Source organism: Dactylosporangium sp. CA-092794 (assembly GCF_050948465.1).
Taxonomy (GTDB): Bacteria; Actinomycetota; Actinomycetes; order Mycobacteriales; family Micromonosporaceae; genus Dactylosporangium.
In genome coordinates this window covers 7,500,800-7,519,290 of record NZ_CP192044.1, presented here as the reverse complement: position 1 = coordinate 7,519,290, position 18,491 = coordinate 7,500,800, and the positions used below count along the sequence as shown (strand labels likewise).

General features: G+C 75.0%; 2 protein-coding genes. Both read left to right on the top strand.

Annotated features, from left to right (window positions below; genetic code table 11):
- The first annotated feature begins 175 nt into the window (after positions 1-175).
- Positions 176-7,834 carry a SpvB/TcaC N-terminal domain-containing protein gene (locus ACQPXD_RS31970; RefSeq protein WP_432825050.1) on the top strand — a complete coding sequence of 2,553 codons (7,659 nt, stop codon included), beginning with the start codon at positions 176-178 and terminating at the stop codon, positions 7,832-7,834.
- Between the two features lie 21 nt (positions 7,835-7,855).
- Positions 7,856-18,478, top strand: a complete 10,623-nt coding sequence (locus ACQPXD_RS31965) for a neuraminidase-like domain-containing protein (protein WP_432825049.1) — start codon at positions 7,856-7,858, stop codon at positions 18,476-18,478.
- Positions 18,479-18,491 lie beyond the last annotated feature (13 nt).

Sequence of the window (18,491 nt, the reverse complement as noted above, 5' to 3'; positions counted from 1 at the left end):
TCTACCGCCGGGCCTGACACCCCAGAGTCATTGATCTGTCGTTGACCCTCCGGCGGCGTCGTTGATAGCTTGGCGACGCTCCAGCGCCTCCTCGCACCACCGGCACCCAGTGTGTTCCGCGGTGGCCGGTCAACCCACTCCACCAGCGCACGGGAAGTCGCGGCAGGAGGGCACCGTGGCGCACCCACAGGCACCCGGCGAACAGTCCGCGGGTCCGCCGGACGGATCATCCGACCCGATCCGCCAAGGCCCGGCGGGCTCCGCCGCGCCGGCCATAGCGTTGCCGAAGGGCGGCGGCGCCATCCGCGGCATCGGCGAGAAGTTCGAGGCGAACCCGCTGACCGGCACCGGCTCCCTCAGCCTGCCCCTGCCGATCAGCGCCGGCCGGCCGGGCCTGCAGCCCGAGCTGGCGCTCTCGTACGACTCGGGGCGGGGCAACGGCCCGTTCGGCCTGGGCTGGAGCATCGACCTGCCCGCCATCACCCGCAAGACCGACCTGGGCCTGCCGCGCTACGACGACGCGGCCGAGTCGGACGTGTTCATCCTCTTCGGCGCCGAGGACCTGGTGCCCGCCTTCCGGCTGACCGGGACCGGCGAGCTCGAGCGGGACGCGCGACAACGGCCGATCCGTGACGAGGACGACCGCGACGGGTACCACATCGTCCGCTACCGTCCGCGGACCGAGGGATCCTTCGCGAGGATCGAGCGCTGGGCCGGCGCCGACCCGGCCGACGTCTTCTGGCGCGTCATCACGCCGGACAACGTCACGTCCGTCTACGGCCGCGACCGCGACTCGCGCGTCTTCGACAGCGCGGCGGAGGCCGACATCTTCAGCTGGCTGATCTGCGAGCGCTACGACGACAAAGGCAACGGCATCCGGTACACGTACAAGGCGGAGGACGGCGCGGGCGTGCGGCCGGAGCTGTCCTACGAGCGGCACCGCCGCGGGGCGCCGTGCACGACCCAGCGGTACCTCAAGTCGATCCGGTACGGCAACGTGGTGTCGCGGCTGCACCCCGAGCCGCCCGGCGACCGCCGCGACGACTGGCTCTTCGAGGTCGTCTTCGACTACGGCGAGGGCCATTACGCCGACCTGCCCCCGGACCCGGGCACCCCGGCGGACGAGCAGCACCGGTACAGCCACGCCGCACCGGCCGGCGCGGGTCCGTGGCCGGTCCGTCCGGACCCCTTCTCCACCTACCGCGCGGGCTTCGAGATCCGCACCTACCGGCGGTGCCACCGGGTGCTGATGTTCCACCGCATCCCGGAGCTCGGCGCGGAGCCGTGCCTGGTTCGCGCCCTCGAGCTCGGGTACGCCGACCTCGACCCCACCGCGCCCGCCGGCGCGGAGCTCGCGCACGCCGGCAGCACCCGGTTCGCCTCGTTCCTGGTGTCCGCGACCCGGCACGGCTACGAACGGGCTGCCCCCGGCGTGACGGCCGGCCCGCACGACGAGCGATACGTGCGCTACCTCAAGCAGTCGATGCCGGCGGTCGAGTTCGCCTACAGCCGGCCGGTCATCGACACCGAGGCCGGCACGCTCGGCGCCACGAGCGCCGCGAACCTCCCGGCCGGGCTCGCCGAGGAGTACCTGTGGCTCGACCTGGACGCCGAGGGGCTCTCCGGGGTGCTGACCGACCAGGGCGGCGCCTGGTGGTACAAGCGCAACCTGGGCGGTGGCCGGTTCGACGCCCTCGAACCGGTGGCCCGCCGGCCGGTCGCCGGCCCGGCCCGGCGGCGGCTGCTGGACCTGGCCGGCGACGGCGCCCTGGACCTGGTCGAGCTCGACGGGGACGCGGCCGGCTTCTACAAGCGCACCGAGGACGGCGACTGGGCGCCGCACCGCGCGTTCACCTCGATGCCCAACCTCCGCTGGGACGACCCGAACCTGCGCCTCATCGATCTGGACGGCGACGGCCGCGCCGACGTGCTGATCACCGGGCAGGCCGCGTTCACCTGGCATCCGTCGCTGGCCGAGGACGGGTTCGGGCCGCCGCGGCGGGCGGTGCATCCCCTCGACGACGAGGACGGGCCGCGCCTGGTGTTCGCCGACGGGACGGACTCGGTCTTCGTGGCCGACATGTCGGGCGACGGTCTGGTGGACCTCGTCCGGATCACCAACGGCGCGGTCTGCTACTGGCCGAACCTCGGCTACGGCCGGTTCGGCGCCCGGATCGTGATGGAGAACGCGCCGCGGTTCGACGACGGGGACCAGTTCGACCCGCACCGCATCCGGCTCGCGGACATCGACGGCAGCGGCGTCACCGACATCGTCTACCTCGGCCGCGACGGCGCGAGCGCCTACCTCAACCAGTCGGGCAACCGGTGGACCGGCGCGGTCGTCGTGACCGGCTTCGCCCTCACCGACGGCACCTCGGCGGTGTCCGTCGTGGACCTGCTGGGCGACGGGACGGCCTGCCTCGTGTGGTCGTCGCCGCTGCCCGCCGACGCCGGCGCTCCGCTGCGCTACATCAGGCTGATGGCGGCCGGCAAGCCGCACCTGCTGGTCGAGGTCCGCAACAACCTCGGGGCGCGGACGACGATCGGGTACACGTCCTCCACGCGGTACTACCTCGCGGACCGGGAGCTCGGGCAGCCGTGGATCTCCCGCCTGCCGTTCCCGGTCCACGTGGTGGAGCGGGTGGAGACGACCGACCTGGTGAGCCGGAACCGTTTCGTCAGCCGGTACGAGTACCACCACGGGTACTTCGACGGCGCCGAGCGGGAGTTCCGGGGATTCGGCCGGGTCGACCGGTACGACACCGAGGAGTACGACCCGTCGGCGCCGCCACCCGGGCCGGACCCGGAGCCGTCCGCGCCCGTGCCGCCGGTCCTGACCCGGACGTGGTTCCATCTCGGCATCCCGCCGGACCGGGGCGGCGCCGCGCGGCGGTACGAACGGGAGTACTACCGGGAGCCGGGCCTGCTCGACGACCCGTGGCTGCCGGCCGGTCTCACGATCGACGAGGAGCGGCAGGCCGGCCGCGCGCTGCGCGGCTCGATGCTGCGCCAGGAGGTCTACGGGCTCGACGGCTCGGCCCGGGAGCAGCACCCGTACCTCGTGGCCATGGAGAGCGCCGCGATCCGGCTGGTGCAGCCGCAGGACGCCAACCGCCACGCGGTGTTCCTGACCCATCCGTCCGAAGTGCTCGGCTGCCGGTACGAGCGCGATCCGGCCGACCCGCGGGTGACCCACGCGATGACCCTCGAGGTCAACCCCTTCGGCCAGGTCACCCACTCGGCGCGGATCGCCTACGGCCGGCGGGCCGCGGACGGCGACCTCCCGCCGGAGGTGCGCGACGAGCAGCGGCGGCACCACGTCACCTGTGCCGACACCGCGTACACGAACGCGCTGGTGAGCTCCGCCGAGACGCCGGACGACCACCGTCTCCCCGCGCCGTTCCGGACCCGGACGTACCACCTCACCGGCCTGGACCTGCCGCCCGGCCAGGCGCGGTTCACCGCCCGGCAGGTGCGGGCGGCAATCGCGGCCGCGGACGGGCTGGAGTACGCCGAGGAGCCGGCCGGCGGGCGGCCGGAGCGGCGCCTCATTGGGCACGAGCGGATCCGCTACCGCAAGGACGACCTGAGCGGCCCGTGCGACTGGGGCCGGATCGAGGGCCGCGCCGTGCCCTTCGAGCGGTACCGGCTCGCGTTCACCCCCGGGCTGCTGAGCCGGACGTACGCGGGGACGACCGGCGGGGCGGAGCGTCTGCCCGCGGACGCCGCGGCGGTGCTGCCGGTCGGCGCCGACGCGGCCGGCCGGGGCGGGTACGTCGACCTCGACGGCGACGGCGCCTGGTGGGTCCCCGCCGGCCGGGCGTTCTACGGCCCCGCCGCGCAGGAGCTCGGTCATGCGCTGCGCCACTTCTTCCTGCCCCACCGGCACCGCGACCCGTTCCACACCGAGGCCGCTCCCACCGAGTCCGCCGTCGGGTACGACCCCCACGACCTGCGGACCGTGGCCACCACGGACGCGCTGGGCAACCGGGTGACCGCGGAGCTGGACTACCGCGTGCTGGCCCCGAAGCTGGTCACCGACGCCAACGGCAACCGCTCGGCGGTGGCCTTCGACGCGCTCGGCGGCGTCGTCGCGACCGCCGTGACGGGCCCGGCCGGAGCCGGCCGGGGCGAGGGCGACGAGCTCGCCGGGTTCGCCGCGAACCTCACCCCGGCGCAGGTGCGCCGGGCGTTCGCCGACCCGTTCGCCGACCCGCACGCCCTGCTGGGCCGGGCGACCTCGCGCCTGATCCAGGACCTGTTCGCGTACCAGCGCACGAGCGGCGACCCGCGGCCCGCCCCCGCGGCGGTGTACGCGCTGCGGCGGCAGACGCACGAGTCCGCGCTCGCCGCCGGCGCCCGGACCGAGGTGCAGCACGCGTTCTCCTACTCGGACGGGTTCGGCCGGGAGATCCAGACCAAGACGCAGGCGGACCCGGGACCGTGGACGGGCACCGGCTGGACGGTCTTCAACAACAAGGGCAAGCCGGTACGGCAGTACGAGCCGTTCTTCTCGGACACCCACCGGTGCGACTTCGAGGCGCGGATCGGGGTGGCGACGACGCTGTTCTACGACCCGGCCGGCCGCGTCGTCGCCACGCTCCACCCGGACCACACCTACGGCAAGGTCGTGTTCGACCCGTGGCGGCAGCTGAGCTACGACGCGAACGACACGGCCGCGGCGCACGGCGAGCAGACCGGCGACCCCCGGACCGACCCGGACATCGCCGCGCTGGTCCGCCGCCACTTCGAGCGCGAGGACCCGGACTGGCAGACCTGGCTGGCGCGCCGGCAGCGCGCCGGGGCGGACGCCGGCCCGGCCGACGCGGCGGCCAAAGCGGCCGCGCACGCGGACACGCCGGCCGCCGTCCACCTCGACCCGCTCGGCCGGCCGGTGCTGACCCGCGCCCACAACGGGTTCGCCGCCGACGGCAGCCCGATCCGGCTCGACACGCGCGCCGTGTTCGACATCGAGGGCAACCAGCGGGCGCTGGTCGACGCCGAGGGCCGCACGGTCGTCACCTACGACTACGACATGCTCGGCAACCGCACCCGGCAGTCCGGCATGGAGGGTGGCGAACGGTGGATCCTGCCCGACGTGACCGGGCGGCCGCTGCGGGCGTGGGACGGCCGCGGACACGGCTTCCGGACCGAGTACGACGCCTTGCGCCGGCCCGTGCGGTACTTCGTGCAGGGCTTCAGCCCCACGCTCTCGGATCCCGGCACCCTGGCCGGGCCGGTGCTGTACGCCCGGACGGAGTATGGCGAGGGGCAGACCGGCGCCGCGGCGCGCAACCTGCGCGGCCGCGTGTTCCGGCAGTTCGACGGGGCCGGCGTGCTCACCCACGGGTACGACTTCAAAGGCAACGTGACGCGGCAGGCGCGCGAGGTCACGGCGGCCTTCACCACCGCGGTCGACTGGGGGTCGGCACAACCGCCGGGTGAGCGCTTCGTCGCCGAGACCCGCTACGACGCCCTCGACCGCCCGGTGCAGCTGCTGGCGCCGCATCCGGATCGGGCGGCGGCCGGGCGCAACGTCGTGCAGCCGGTGTACAACGCGGCGAACCAGGTGCGGCGGCTGGACGTGTGGACCGGCCGGGCCGGCGACCCGGACGGCCTGCTGGACCCGGCGGCCGAGCCACCCTCGGCCGTGGGCGTCGACCGCATCGACTACGACGCGCACGGACGGCGGACGAAGATCGCCTACCGCAACGGCGTCACGACGACCTACGCCTACGACCCGGACACCTTCCGCCTCGTGCGGCTCTCCACCGGCGGTCTGCAGGACCTGTACCTCACCCACGACGCGGCCGGGAACGTCACCCGGATCCGCGACGACGCCCAGCAGGCCGTGTTCTTCCGCAACCAGGTCGTCGAGGCGTCCACCGACTACACCTACGACGCGGTGTACCGGCTGATCCAGGCGCTCGGCCGCGAGCACGTCGGCCAGGCGGGCGGCGCCGGCATCCCGCACTCCTTCCGCGATGCCCGGCGCAGCGGGCTGCCGCACCCGGGCGACGGCGCCGCGATGGGCCGCTACTGCGAGACCTACGAGTACGACCGCGCCGGCAACCTCCTTGCGATGCGCCACGGCGCGGCGTGTCCGGGCGCGCTCGCCTGGACGCGGACGTACACCTATGACGAGGCCACGCAGCTCGACGACCGGGACGCCGGTGGCGTCGCGCGGCGCAGCAACCGGTTGTCCGCCACGACCGTGGCGGGCGCGACCGAGACCCTCAGCGTCGACGGCGACGGCTACGACCCGCACGGCAACCTGCTGCGCCTGGCGCACCTGCGGGAACTGGTGTGGGACTTCCAGGACCGGCTCCGCATGACCCGGCGGCAGGCGGTCGGCCCGGACGACGCCGACGGGACCGAGCGGCGGGGCGAGCGGACCTACTACGCCTACGACGCGGGCGGGCAGCGGGTTCGCAAGGTCACCGTGGGCGCCGGCGGGGCGCTCAAGGAGGAGCGGCTCTACCTCGGCGGGTTCGAGGTCTACCGGAAGCTCTCGGGCAACGACGCCGGGCTGGTCCGCGAGACGTTGCACGTGATGGACGGTGACCAGCGGATCGCGCTGGTGGAGACCCGCAACGACGTCGACGACGGGACGCCGGCGCTGGCCGTGCGCTACCAGCTCGGCGGCCATCTCGGCTCGGTGCGCCTGGAGCTGGACGAACTGGCGCGGATCATCTCCTACGAGGAGTACGCCCCCTACGGCAGCACCACCTACCAGGCGGTGCGTACCGACGTGCGCGGCACGGCGAAACGCTACCGGTACGCCGGCAAGGAGCGGGACGAGGAGAGCGGCCTGTACTACCACGGCGCCAGGTACGCGGCGCCGTGGCTGGGCCGGTGGATCTCCGTCGACCCGCTGCCCGACGTCAACGGGTACTACTACTGCCGCGGCAATCCCATCATCCTGGCCGATCCGGACGGCCGGGCCCCGGTCGTGACGGACGAGCTGCGGCCGGACGCGGGCGCCGCGCCGCCGGCCGGCAAGCCTCAGGCGCCGACCCTCGACGACCTCAAGGACCTGCTCGACGAGTCCGGCCGCGGCTCCGCTCAGGCGGACTCCTACAACGACACCCTGGAGGGGCCGCAGGTCTGGCGGGAGGGCGAGGACGTGTACGCCTACCCGCCGAGGATCGTGCACGGCCCGAAACCCGAGGCCGCCCCGGCCACCGAGCGCGAACCCAGCCGGAAGCCGCTGGTGCACCGGGACCCCGGGGAACCGGTGCCGGCCAAGGAGCCCGAAACCTCGCCGCCCCCACCGCCGGCCGACCATTCCGAGCCGGCCGGTGAGTCTCCCCCGATGGTGTTCGACGAGGTCACCATCTTCGGGAAGGCGCCCCGGCGGGAGGCGCCCACGTGGGTGTTCCCGCCGGTCGACATCTTCGGCAAGGTTGTCCGCCAGCACGAAGCGCCACCGCCACCGCCGAAATACGAGTCCACGTCGATCCAGTTCAAGACGGTGCGCCCCGTGTTCGACGACCCGTCGGTCGCGGAGTTCCGCGACAAGGACTACGTCACCGACATTCAGCATGTCGCGGACATCCTGAAGCGGGAGCCACGCCTCAACGTCGGGATCGAGGCACATGTCGGCTATGAGGGCAGGTACGCGTGGCCGGAATGGGCGGGCGGCAAGCCCCGCGGGCGGAGTCCGGCCGTGTACAAGGAGGTCGGCCCCATCATGGACGCCCGCGCCCGGGCCGTGAAGGACGCGCTGATCAAGGCCGGAGTCCCGGAGGACCGGATCACGACGATGCCCGGTGAGGCCGGCGTCGGCAAGGCGAACCAGAGGGTGGACTTCTACTTCTATCCGCGACCGTGAGGACCCCGTGAGGTGGGACAGATGAGCGAGCCGCTCACCCGGCTGGGCGTCGGCGACAGCGGCGACGACGTGCGCCGTCTGCATGCGACACTGCGCCTGCTCGGCACCGCGGTGCCGGCGGCCGAGGCCGCGCGGGGCGCGTTCGGCGAGGGCACCGCGGCGGCGCTGCGCCGCTGGCAGGAGTCCGTCCACCTGGAGCCGTCGGGCTCGCTCGACGCGCGCACCGGCGACCGGGCGGACGCGGCGCTGGGCGACCAGCCGGGCCGGACCGTGCTCGGGCGGGTGACGGCGCCCGGCGGCGGCCCCGTGGCCGGCCTGGTCGTCCGGGCCTACGACGCCAACCTGGCCGGCGACTCCGCGGTCGAGGGTACGGCCACGACCGACGCCGACGGCCGGTACGAGCTGCACTACTCGGTCCACGACCTCGGCCGCCCGGGCAAGCCCGCGGCCGACCTGGTCGTGCGCGCGTTCGCGGCCGGCGGCGACAGTCCGGTCGCGGCGTCGCCCGTGGTGTACGGGGCGGGGCCGGTCCAGCTCGTGCCGCTCACGGTCGCCACCGCCGAGCCGCGCACCGAGTACGACGACGTGCGGGGCCGGGTCGAGCCCGCGCTGCAGGGGACGAGCCTCGCCCGCGTCGGCACCGACCGGGAGGTCGCCTACCTCTCCGGTACCAGCGGGGTCGAGCCCGCCCGCGTCTCGCGGCTGGCCCGGGCCGCCGCCCTGGCCGAGGCGGCCCAGCGGATCGCCGGCGACGACCCGGTCGCGCGCGTCGCGAGTACCCCCGCGGTGTTCTTCGCGCTGGCCGGGCCGGACCCGGCCGCGGACCTGGCGGCACTGCTCGACCGGCCCGCCGCCGAGCTGGCCGGCCGGATCGCGGGCGCCGCGCGGGACGGCCTCATCCCGGCGCCGCCGGACCGCGCCACCCTGATCGGGGCCGTCCTCGAGCTGCAGGCGCGGCAGCGGCTGCGGCCGGCGGACGGGGGCCGGCCGGCCACCCTCGGGGACCTGCTGCGCGCCATCCCGGCCGACCGGCGCCCGGACGACCGCGCCGCCCTGGCGATCGCGCGCCTGCACGCCGAGGAGGGCGGCGCGACCGACGGCTTCTGGCGGCGGCTGCCCGGGACGGCCGGGCTCGGCGACGACCAGGTGCGCGAGGTCCGCCTGGTGTTCGCCATCGGCGACGTCACGCGGGGCGACCCGGGCCTCGTCCGGGCCCTGCGGGACCGCACGCCGGACGGGCACGACGGCACGCTCGCCCACCTCGCTCCGCTCCGGCCCAACCAGTGGCTGGAGATCGCCGCGTCGGCCCTCCCGGACGGCGCGCCCGCGACCGCGGCCGGCGCCACGCTCGCGACGGCGACGGAGCTGGCGCGGGGCGTCGAGCGGCAGCACCCGTCGGCGACGTTCAAGGCGCGGCTGGACGCGGGCCTGCTGCGCCATGCCGCGTTCCCGGCCGGCCGGGTCGCCGGGTTCCTCGGCGAGCACCCGGGCTTCCACCTCGTGGACACCGCGGTCGAGCCGTACCTGTCCGGCGCCGGCCTCGCCGGCGACACGCAACTGCGCGCGGGCCTGCTCACCGCGCAGCGGCTGCTGCGGGCCGGGGCGAACCAGGTGGAGCTGGCCGCGCTCGTCGACGCCGGCCTCGGCGACCTCGCCGAGCTCGCCTCCCGTGACCGGGCCGACGCCGTGGCGCGGCTGCGCGACCGGCTGCCCGAGTGGCGGGTCTCCGCGCTGCACGCCCGCGCCCAGGTCATGGTGGCCGGCGCGCTGGCGCTGGGCACCACGATGGCACCCCGGCTCGGCGCCGCCGCCGGAACGTACGTCACCTCGGGGCCCGGCCCGGCCGGCGCGGCGAACGGGTACCCGAGCATCGCGCAGCTCTTCGGCGACGGGTCCGCCTGCGCCTGCGGGCAGTGCCGCAGTGTCCTGTCGCCGGCCGCGTACCTGGTCGACCTGATCCACACGGTCGAGCGCGCCGGCTTCGGCGCCGGGCTCAAGGGGCGCCGGCCCGACCTGACCGAGATCGAGCTCACCTGCGCGAACACGAACACCACCCTGCCGTACGTGGACCTCGTGCTGGAGATCCTGGAGAGCGCGGCCGCGTTCCCGTCCGCGCCGATCACGCTCGGGCCGGGCGAGGCCGACCGGCTGCTGGCCGGTACGGCGCCGGCGTCGCTGCTCGCCGAGCTCACCCAGCACGGCGCCGACCTCGACGAGCCGGTGACCGTCGCGGTGCTGGACACGGTGGCGCCCACGACCCCGCCGCTGCGTGGCTTCATCCTGCGCAACGGCTCCCGCCGCCTGCCGGCCCACCTGTGGCGGCGCTTCATGGTGGCCGTGCGGTCCGGCGGCGCGGCGACCCCGCAGCAGCTGCCCGTGCCGGAGGCGGACATCGACGCCACGCGGCAGGCGCTCGCCGCCGGGCAGGTGCCGCCGGGCCTGCTCGCGCTCCTCGCCCCGGAGCCCGAGGCGCCGGTCGCCGGCGTACCGGCGGTCACCGCGGTGCCGCGCACCGACGGCGCCGAGCAGTACGAGGTGTCGCTCGTGCGGTCGGTCGTCGTCGAGCTCTACGGCGGCGGGCCGGTCGGCGCGATCCGCCTGCTGCGGGCCGACGGCACCGAGATCCGCGCCCAGCAGGTGCAGCCCGGCATCCTAGTGCTGATCACGGCCGGCCTGCTCGGGGCGGGGCAGGTGTTCCAGTACCTGGCGAACCTGCTGCCGCCGCTGAGCTACACGGTCACGGCGAACGCGGCCGCACCGGCCGGGGCGCTCGGCAGCTGGACGCTGACCGCGCCGGTCGGCGCGACGGTCGCCTACTCGCCGGACCAGGCCATGCTGCTCGGGCTCACCTACAGCTCGTCCGACGAGGAGAGCGACGGCGCCTTCCCGGAGCACCGCGACCCGGAGGCGTACCGGCGGCTGGCCGGCGCCGTGTTCCCGGCCGACCTACCGTTCGACCTGTTCCGCGAGGAAGTGCGCGCCTGCCTCGCCATCGCCGGCACCACCCGGCTCGACCTGCTCCGCGCGCTCGCGCCCGCGGGCCGGTACGCGACCGTCGACGACGCCTGCGAGACGCTCGGCTGCGCACCGGCCACGATGGACCTCGTCACCGCGCCGGCCGGCACCGCGGACCAGGTCGCGCGGCTGTGGGGCCTGAAGGTGGCCGGAAACGGCCTCACCGACCCGCAGGACGCCGCGGCGCCCGTGCCCCCGGACTGGATCGGCGCGCTCAGCCGGCTCTCCGTCCTGCTCGACCGCGCCCGGATCGAGGCACCCACCCTGCTCGCAATCCTCGGCACCCGCTACCTCGCCGAGGCCGCGCCCGGCGCCCGGCTCGACCCGGAGTACGAGTGCAAGGCGAGCCGGGTCACCGTCACCGGCCTCGGCCAGGAGAGCCTCGACCGGCTCCAGCGCTTCCTGCGCCTGCGCCGCATCACCGGCTGGCCGGTCCGCGACACCGACCTGGTGCTCCGCGCGCTGGCCCGCCCGGGCACCGCCCCGCTCGCCGGCGACGCCGCGGCCAAGGCGCTCGGCCACGTGCACGAGCTGGCCGCGCGCACCAAGGCGCCGGTGCGGGTCATCGCCGCCTGGCTCGGCGCCCTCGAGACGAGCCCGTACACCGACCACGAGCGGGACGGTTCGCCGGCCCTGCCGTCGCTGTACGAGGAGGTGTACCTCGACCCGAAGCTGCGCGGCCTCGGCGGCGCGGACTTCGCGCTCGACCCGGCCCGCGCGGAGCTCGCGTACCTCACCGCCCAGGGCGTCCCCGACCCGGCCCACGAAACGCTGACCGACCGGCTGGCCTACCTCAGCGCCGCGCTGCGCCTGCCGCCGGTGGAGCTGGCCGAGCTGATCGGCTCCGGCCCGCTCGCCGTGGTGCCCGACGCGCTGTCCCTGGACAACCTCGGCGCGCTGTACCGCCAGGCGTCGCTCGCGCGGGCCCTCGGCATCGGTCCGCGCCCGAGCCGGGTGCTGCAGCGGCTCACCGGCATCACCCCGCTGCCCGGCGCGCCGCCGGCCGTGGACCTGGCCGGGCGGCGGATCCTCGAGTTCGTCGACGCCCTCGACGCGGTACGCGCGTCGGGCCTGCCCATCGACGAGCTGTCGTGGTGCCTCGTCGGCACCGGCCCCGACGACGCCACGCTCGCCGCGCGCCGGCTCGACCAGCTCCGCTGGCTGGCGGACCTGCAGGCCGGCCTGCGCGAGGTACAGCCGGCCGGCGGCGACGTCGCCGAGCCCGCCCTGCGCGCGCTGCTCGGCGCGGCCGGCTGGCCCGCCGGGCTGATCGAGCGGGTCATCCACGGCGAGGGGAACTGGCTCGGCCTCGCCGCGCGGCCCCCGCTGGAGGCGACGGTCACCGCCGCGGCTCCGCCCGCCGTCGCCGGCGCCGGACCGTTCACCGTCACGGCGGCGGGCGGCGGCCGGTACGTGGTCGGGCTGGCCGGGATCCCGGCCGCGGCCCAGTTCGACGCGCTGGCCCAGCTTCCCGGTCTCGCCGCCCCCGCCGCCGCGTTGCGGACCCGGTGGGACGCGCTGCGCGACGGGATCCGGCCGCTCACCCGGTGGCTGCAGTCGGTGGCGCCGCCCCGGCTCACCCGGCCGCTCCGGTTCGACGTGCCCGCGCCGCGCGACGGGCAGGCCCCGCGCCCGGTCCCGGCCGAAGGGCTCGGCCCCGCCGTCCGGGCGACCGGCGCCGGGCGGGTCGAGATCGACGGGTTCCTCACCGCGAGCGACGCGCGCCGGCTGCGCTCGTGGGTGGTGGGCGCCACCAACGAGACCGAGGTACGGGACGCGATCGACCCGCTGGTCGGGGTGCCGGCCGCGCTGGGCCTGGCGCAGGCCCCGCTGAGCTACGACCCGGTGCTGCGCGAGCTGGTACTGCTCGGCTATCCGGCGGCGGCCGACGTCGCCGCGCTGACGGCCATTGTGGACAGTCCCGGGTACTCGGCCGCGGTCCAGGCGCTGGTCGCGGCGTCCGACGCGTACACCGAGCCGCGGGCGAGCCGCCGGCTGCTCGACGCGGACGCGGTGCAGCGGCTCTTCATCGAGCGCGCCGCGCCGCAGCAGCGGTACGCCGCCGTCCAGGACGCCCTCGTCGTGCCGCTGCGCCGGCAGCGGGCGGTGCGCATGCTGAGCGTCCGCACGGGCGTGGACGAACGGCTGCTGGACGCGCTGGACGGGGCCGCCGAGGCCGCCGCCCCGCCCGTCGACATCGTCGGCGCGCTCGCCTCGGACGAGCTGCTCGGCGTCGCGATCCGCGACGTGCGGGCCGAGGACGCCCTGTCCGGACCGCTGCTCGCGCTCGACCCGATCGACCGGGCCGGCCTGCTCGTCCGCCGGCTCGGCATGCTGCCGGCGGAGGCCGGGTGGCTGTCCGGCACGGATGGCTTCCAGGGGCTCGACCTGCTCGGCCTCGCCACGACCGGGCCGGCGTCGCAGTTCGCCGAGTGGCGCGCGGCGGCGACGTTGTTCGCGCTGCGCGAGCTGATCCCCGGCGGCGGGGCGACACTGGAGCGGGTGCGCACCGCGGCGTCCGCCGAGGACGGCGTCGCCGTGCTGGCCAACGCGTTCGACGTGCCCGCGGACGACCTCGCGGCGCTGCTCGCGACCGGCGGCGCGGTGACGGGGGCGGACCGGCTGCGCGACCCGGCGGTGCTGCGCCGGATCGCCGACGCCGCGCTGATCCTGCGCCGGTTGCGGGCGCCGGGCCCGGCGATCGCGCTCCTCTGCGCGCCGGGGCTCGACCAGCCGGCGGCCGCCGCCGCGCGCGGACTGGTGCCCGGCCGGGCCGCCACCGCCGTCGCGGCGGAGGCCGCGGCGCGCCTGCGGGAGCGGCAGCGGGCGGCCCTCGTGGCGTACCTGGTGCACCGCGACGGCGTCCGCGACGCGGCCGAGCTGCACGCCCGATACCTGCTGGACGTGGAGATGGGCCCCCGGCTGCGGACCAGCCGGATCAAGCAGGCGATCAGCTCGACCCAGCTGTACATCCAGCGCCTGCTGCTCAACCTGGAGGGCGGCCCGGCCGGCGCCCTCGCCGCGCTGGCCCGCCAGGCGGCCTGGGTCACCGGCGGGCAGGCGTGGGAGGCGAACCGGCGCGTCTTCCTGTACCCGGAGAACTGGCTCGAGCCGTCGCTGCGGGACGACAAGTCACACCTGTTCGGCAAGCTGGAGGGCGAACTGCTGCAGGGCGACCTCACCACCGAGCGGGCCATCTCCCTGGTCGCCGACTACCTCGCCGGCCTGGAGGATCTCGGCCGGCTCACGATCCGGGCCATGTACCGGCAGGCGACCTCCGGCACGGCCGCCCTCATCCACGTCGTCGGCCGCTCGTCCGACCACCCGCTGCGGTTCTTCTATCGGCAGTGGACGGTCGCGGACGCGTCGCGCTACTGGACGCCGTGGGAACCGGTGGAGTCGGTGACGAACACCGAGCACGTGGTCTGCTTCGTGCGGGCCGGCCGCCCGCACATCGCGTGGCTGCAGGTGGGCCGGTCGGTCGACCAGCAGGGCGCGACCGCGGACTCGGCCTACTGGGACGTCGAACTGCTGTGGTGCTTCCGCACCGACGACGGCTGGTCCGCGCCGCGCAAGTGGCGGGAGCGGATGCACCACCCCGTGCTGGTGAACAAGAACGAGCAGGTCAGCTTCGCGCTGCGGGTACAGGACCACGGCGGGGTGCCGCAGTTGCGGGTGTACGGCGCCCAGGAGCCGGGCGTCACCGCGCACGCGGTGGACCCGATCCCGGTGGGCACCCAGATGAGCTTCTCCACCGTCACCCCCGGGACGACGTTCACGACCCACCGGATCGAGGTGCAGGTCGTCGGCGAGCTGCAGACGCAGACCGGCCCGGGCTACTTCGCCATGGACGAGGCCCGGGTCGAGATCTGGGGCAGCTGGAAGATCGACTACGAGGCCGCGGGCTACACCTACGGCATGCGCTCTCCCGAGTGGCCCCTGTTGAATGCGCCGATGGTACTGCTGGTGCAGAACGGCACGGCGAGCGTCACGCTGCGGATCCCCCAGACGATCCAGAAGATCGTCGAGGCCTCGGCCGAGGTGAGCATCCGCATCACCGTGGCGGGCGTGCCGGACTCCTACGGGCCGATCAGGCTGAATCCGCTGCAGAACAACACGCTACGCCTCGGCAAGCGGTACCCGATCGCCGGGAATGACCCGCGGTTCGACCCGAACCGGCGGATCCGCATGATGCACCTCGCGTCGTTCGAGTGGGCGAACAGCCTCGGGCTCCGCGGCGGCCCGCCCGGCGACGGCATGGAGCTGCCGGTCGACCTCGACAACACCACGCACGAGTCGTCGGGCTTCCGGGAGGGCCCGACGGCGACCACCGCGATCACGTGGGGCGCCTGGGAGCTGACCCGGGAGACGAGCCTGCTGGGCTTCTTCGCGGTCGGCAGCGCCGCGAGCGGCCAGCCGCAGCTCGGCCCGCCGTTCTATGTCGAGGAGGCCGACGCCGCCGTGCTGCTGCTGCAGCGGCCGGACGGCTTCTGGACACTGCTGCCCGCCTCGGAGTACCTCGCGGGCGACGCGCTGGCCGCGATCACCGCCGGCGGCGAAACCCTCGACCTCGGCCCCCAGGACACCGTCTCGCACGTGCAGGCGATGCTCGGGCAGATCGCGCCGGGCGGCAGCGTGTCGACCGCCCTGGCCGACGGCGACGCCCAGTTCGCGCCGTCCAACCCCGCGAGCACCTACGACTGGGAGCTGTACCTGCACATCCCGTTCCTCGTGGCCACCACCTTCGCCGCGCAGCAGCGCTACGCCGAGGCGCTGCGCTGGCTGCGGCTCGTCTTCGATCCGGCGGCGGCCGGCCCGACGCCGTCCCACGCCTGGCGGTTCCGGCCCTTCCGGGAGGAGTCCGCCCCCGCCATCGACGACCTGCTCACCGAGTACGCGAAGGGCACGCTCGACACGGCGCGGGCCGACACGCTCCGCGCCCAGATCGACTTCTGGCGCGAGCACCCCTTCCGGCCGCACGGCATCGCGCGCATGCGTACCCGCGCCTTCCAGTGGATGGTGCTCTTCAAGGCGGTCGAGATCTACCTCGCCTGGGGCGACCTGCTGTTCCGCCGCGACACCCTCGAGTCGATGAACGAGGCGACCCAGCTGTACCTGCTCGCCGCCCAGCTGCTCGGGCCGCGCCCGCCGGTCATGCCCGAACAGCCGCCACCGATCGACCCGCTGACCTACGCCGCCCTGGCCGACCGCTGGGACGACTTCTCCGACGCCTGGGTGTCGCTGGCGGACACGCCGCTGGTCAAGGCGTGGCTGGAGTTCCTGCGGTGGCTGGAGGAGCACGGCGTCGTGAGCCCCGGCGGCAGCGACCTGGCCGAGACGATCCAGAAGCTGCGCTCCACCGGCTCGCTCGCCTTCTGCATCCCGCCGAACGACCGCATCGAGACGCTCCGGTCCACGGTGGAGGACCGGCTCACGAAGATCCGCGCGAGCCAGAACATCGACGGCATCGCGCGCCAGCCCGCCCTGTACGAACCGGCCATCGATCCGGCGCTGTTCGTCCGCGCGGTCGCCGCCGGCCTCGACGTCGACGCCGTGGTCAACGAGGCCGCCGCGCCCGCGCCGCGGCGCCGGTTCGTCGTCGCGCTGCAACGGGCGGCCGAGTTCACCGCCGAGGTGCGCGCGCTCGGCGCCCAGTTGCTGAGCGCACTGGAGCAGCGCGACGGCGAGGAACTGGCCCGCCTGCGCGCGGCCGACGAGGTGGCGCTGCTCGACCTGATGGCGGCCACCCGGCAGCGCGAGCTGGACGAGGCGGCGGCCGTGCTCGACGCCACGCGGCAGACCCGGCAGACGGCCCTCACCCGGTACCGGCATTACCAGCGGCTGCTGGGCCGGGAGCAGTTCACCCAGCCGGCCGAGCACGAGATGCTCGCCACCGAGCCGCCCCGGCTGCTCCTCGCCGGCAGCGCCGCCAACCTGGACCCCCAGCTGCGCGGCTACGGGCTCTCCCTGGAGGAGGCCGACCAGCTGGACTGGATGGCGCTGGGCAACACGCTCACCCTCATCGGCGGCGGCTTCCAGGTCGCCTCCGGCATCGCCCACATGGTGCCGAACTTCAGCACCATGTGGCTCAACGAGACCGTGACGTTCGGCGGTACCAACGTCGGCTCGGGGCTCGGCGCGGTCGGCCAGTTCTTCTCCCTGCTGGCCAGCAACGCCGGCTTCCAGGCCAACCGGGGCTCGGTCGTCGGCGGGCACCAGCGCCGCTACGACGACTGGATCTTCCAGTCCAACCTGGCCGCGCGGGAGATCGAGCAGATCGACAAGCAGATCCTCGCCGCCGAGATCCGCGTGGACCTCGCCCGGCGGGCGGTCGCGGCCCACACGCTGCAGGTGGAGAGCTCCCGGCGGACGGAGCAGTTCCTGGCGGGCAAGTTCACCAACCAGCAGCTGTACCAGTGGATGTGCGAACGGCTCGGGCAGGCCCACTCGGCCGCGTTCCAGCTCGCCTACGAGATGACCAAGGTGGCCGAGCGCGCCCTGGCGAGGGAGCTGGGCGGCGCCGCGCCCGGCATCGTCCGGCCGGCCGCGTGGGAGAACTCGCGCCGGGGGCTGCTCGCCGCGGAGCAGCTCGCGCTGGACCTGAAGCGGCTGGAGGCGGCGTACCACAACGGCGACGAGCGGGAGCTGGAGATCACCAAGCACCTGCCGCTCAGCGAGCTGAACCCGCTGGAGCTGCTGCGCCTGCGCCAGACCGGGACATGCACGTTCGACGTGCCGGAGAGCGCCTACGACATCGACTTCCCGGGCCACTACTTCCGCCGGATCAAGTCGGTGAGCGTCACCGTCCCGTGCGTCGTCGGGCCGTACCGCAGCGTGGCCGGCACGCTGACGCTGCTCGGCAGCCGGACCCGCGTCGGCGCCGGCGCCCGTCCCTACGCCGAGGGGACGGACGACCCGCGGTTCCTCGTCGAGTCCGGCCCGGTGCAGTCCATCGCGACCAGTACCGCCCAGAGCGATCCGGGCCTGTTCGAACTGAACTTCCGCGACGAGCTGTACCTGCCGTTCGAGCGCTGCGGCGCGATCTCCAGGTGGCGCTTCGAGCTGCCCCGCGACTTCCGGGCCTTCGACTACCAGACCATCTCCGACCTCATCCTGCACGTGCGGTACACCGCCCGCGACGGCGGCGAGTCGCTCGGCACGGCCGCCACCGAGGCCCTCCGCTCGCTGCTCGGCTCCGCGGCGCTGACCGGCGGCCTCGTCCGCACGATCAGCCTGCGGCGGCAGGTTCCGTCGGTCTGGCACCGGCTCACCACGTCGCCCGGCACGCCGCAGGAGATCGGCATCGACCGGTCCGAGTTCCCGTTCGCGCTGCGGGCGGCCGACCTGCGGGTGTGGAAGGTGGCCTGCTTCGTCCAGGCCCGGTCCGGCCCGGCGGCGCTCACCGTGGAGGCCCCGCAGCCGGACGCGGCCGGCGTCGCGGTGCTCACGCCGCTCGCCCTCGACGCGGACCCGGAGACCGACATCGACGGCCTGACCAGGTACGACGCGACCGTCGCCACGCCGATCCCGGTGACGGTCACCGGGCCCGGCACCCGCTGGCGGGTCACGCTCGCCGAGGGCACCGACTACGGCGACGTCGTCATCGCGCTGTGGTGCTACGCCGCGTAGCGGCAGCGGTGTG

Coding starts and splice junctions, on each gene's coding strand:
- ACQPXD_RS31965 (WP_432825049.1), top strand. CDS start 7,856: ATGAGCGAGCCGCTCACCCGGCTGGGCGTCGGCGACAGCGGCGACGAC.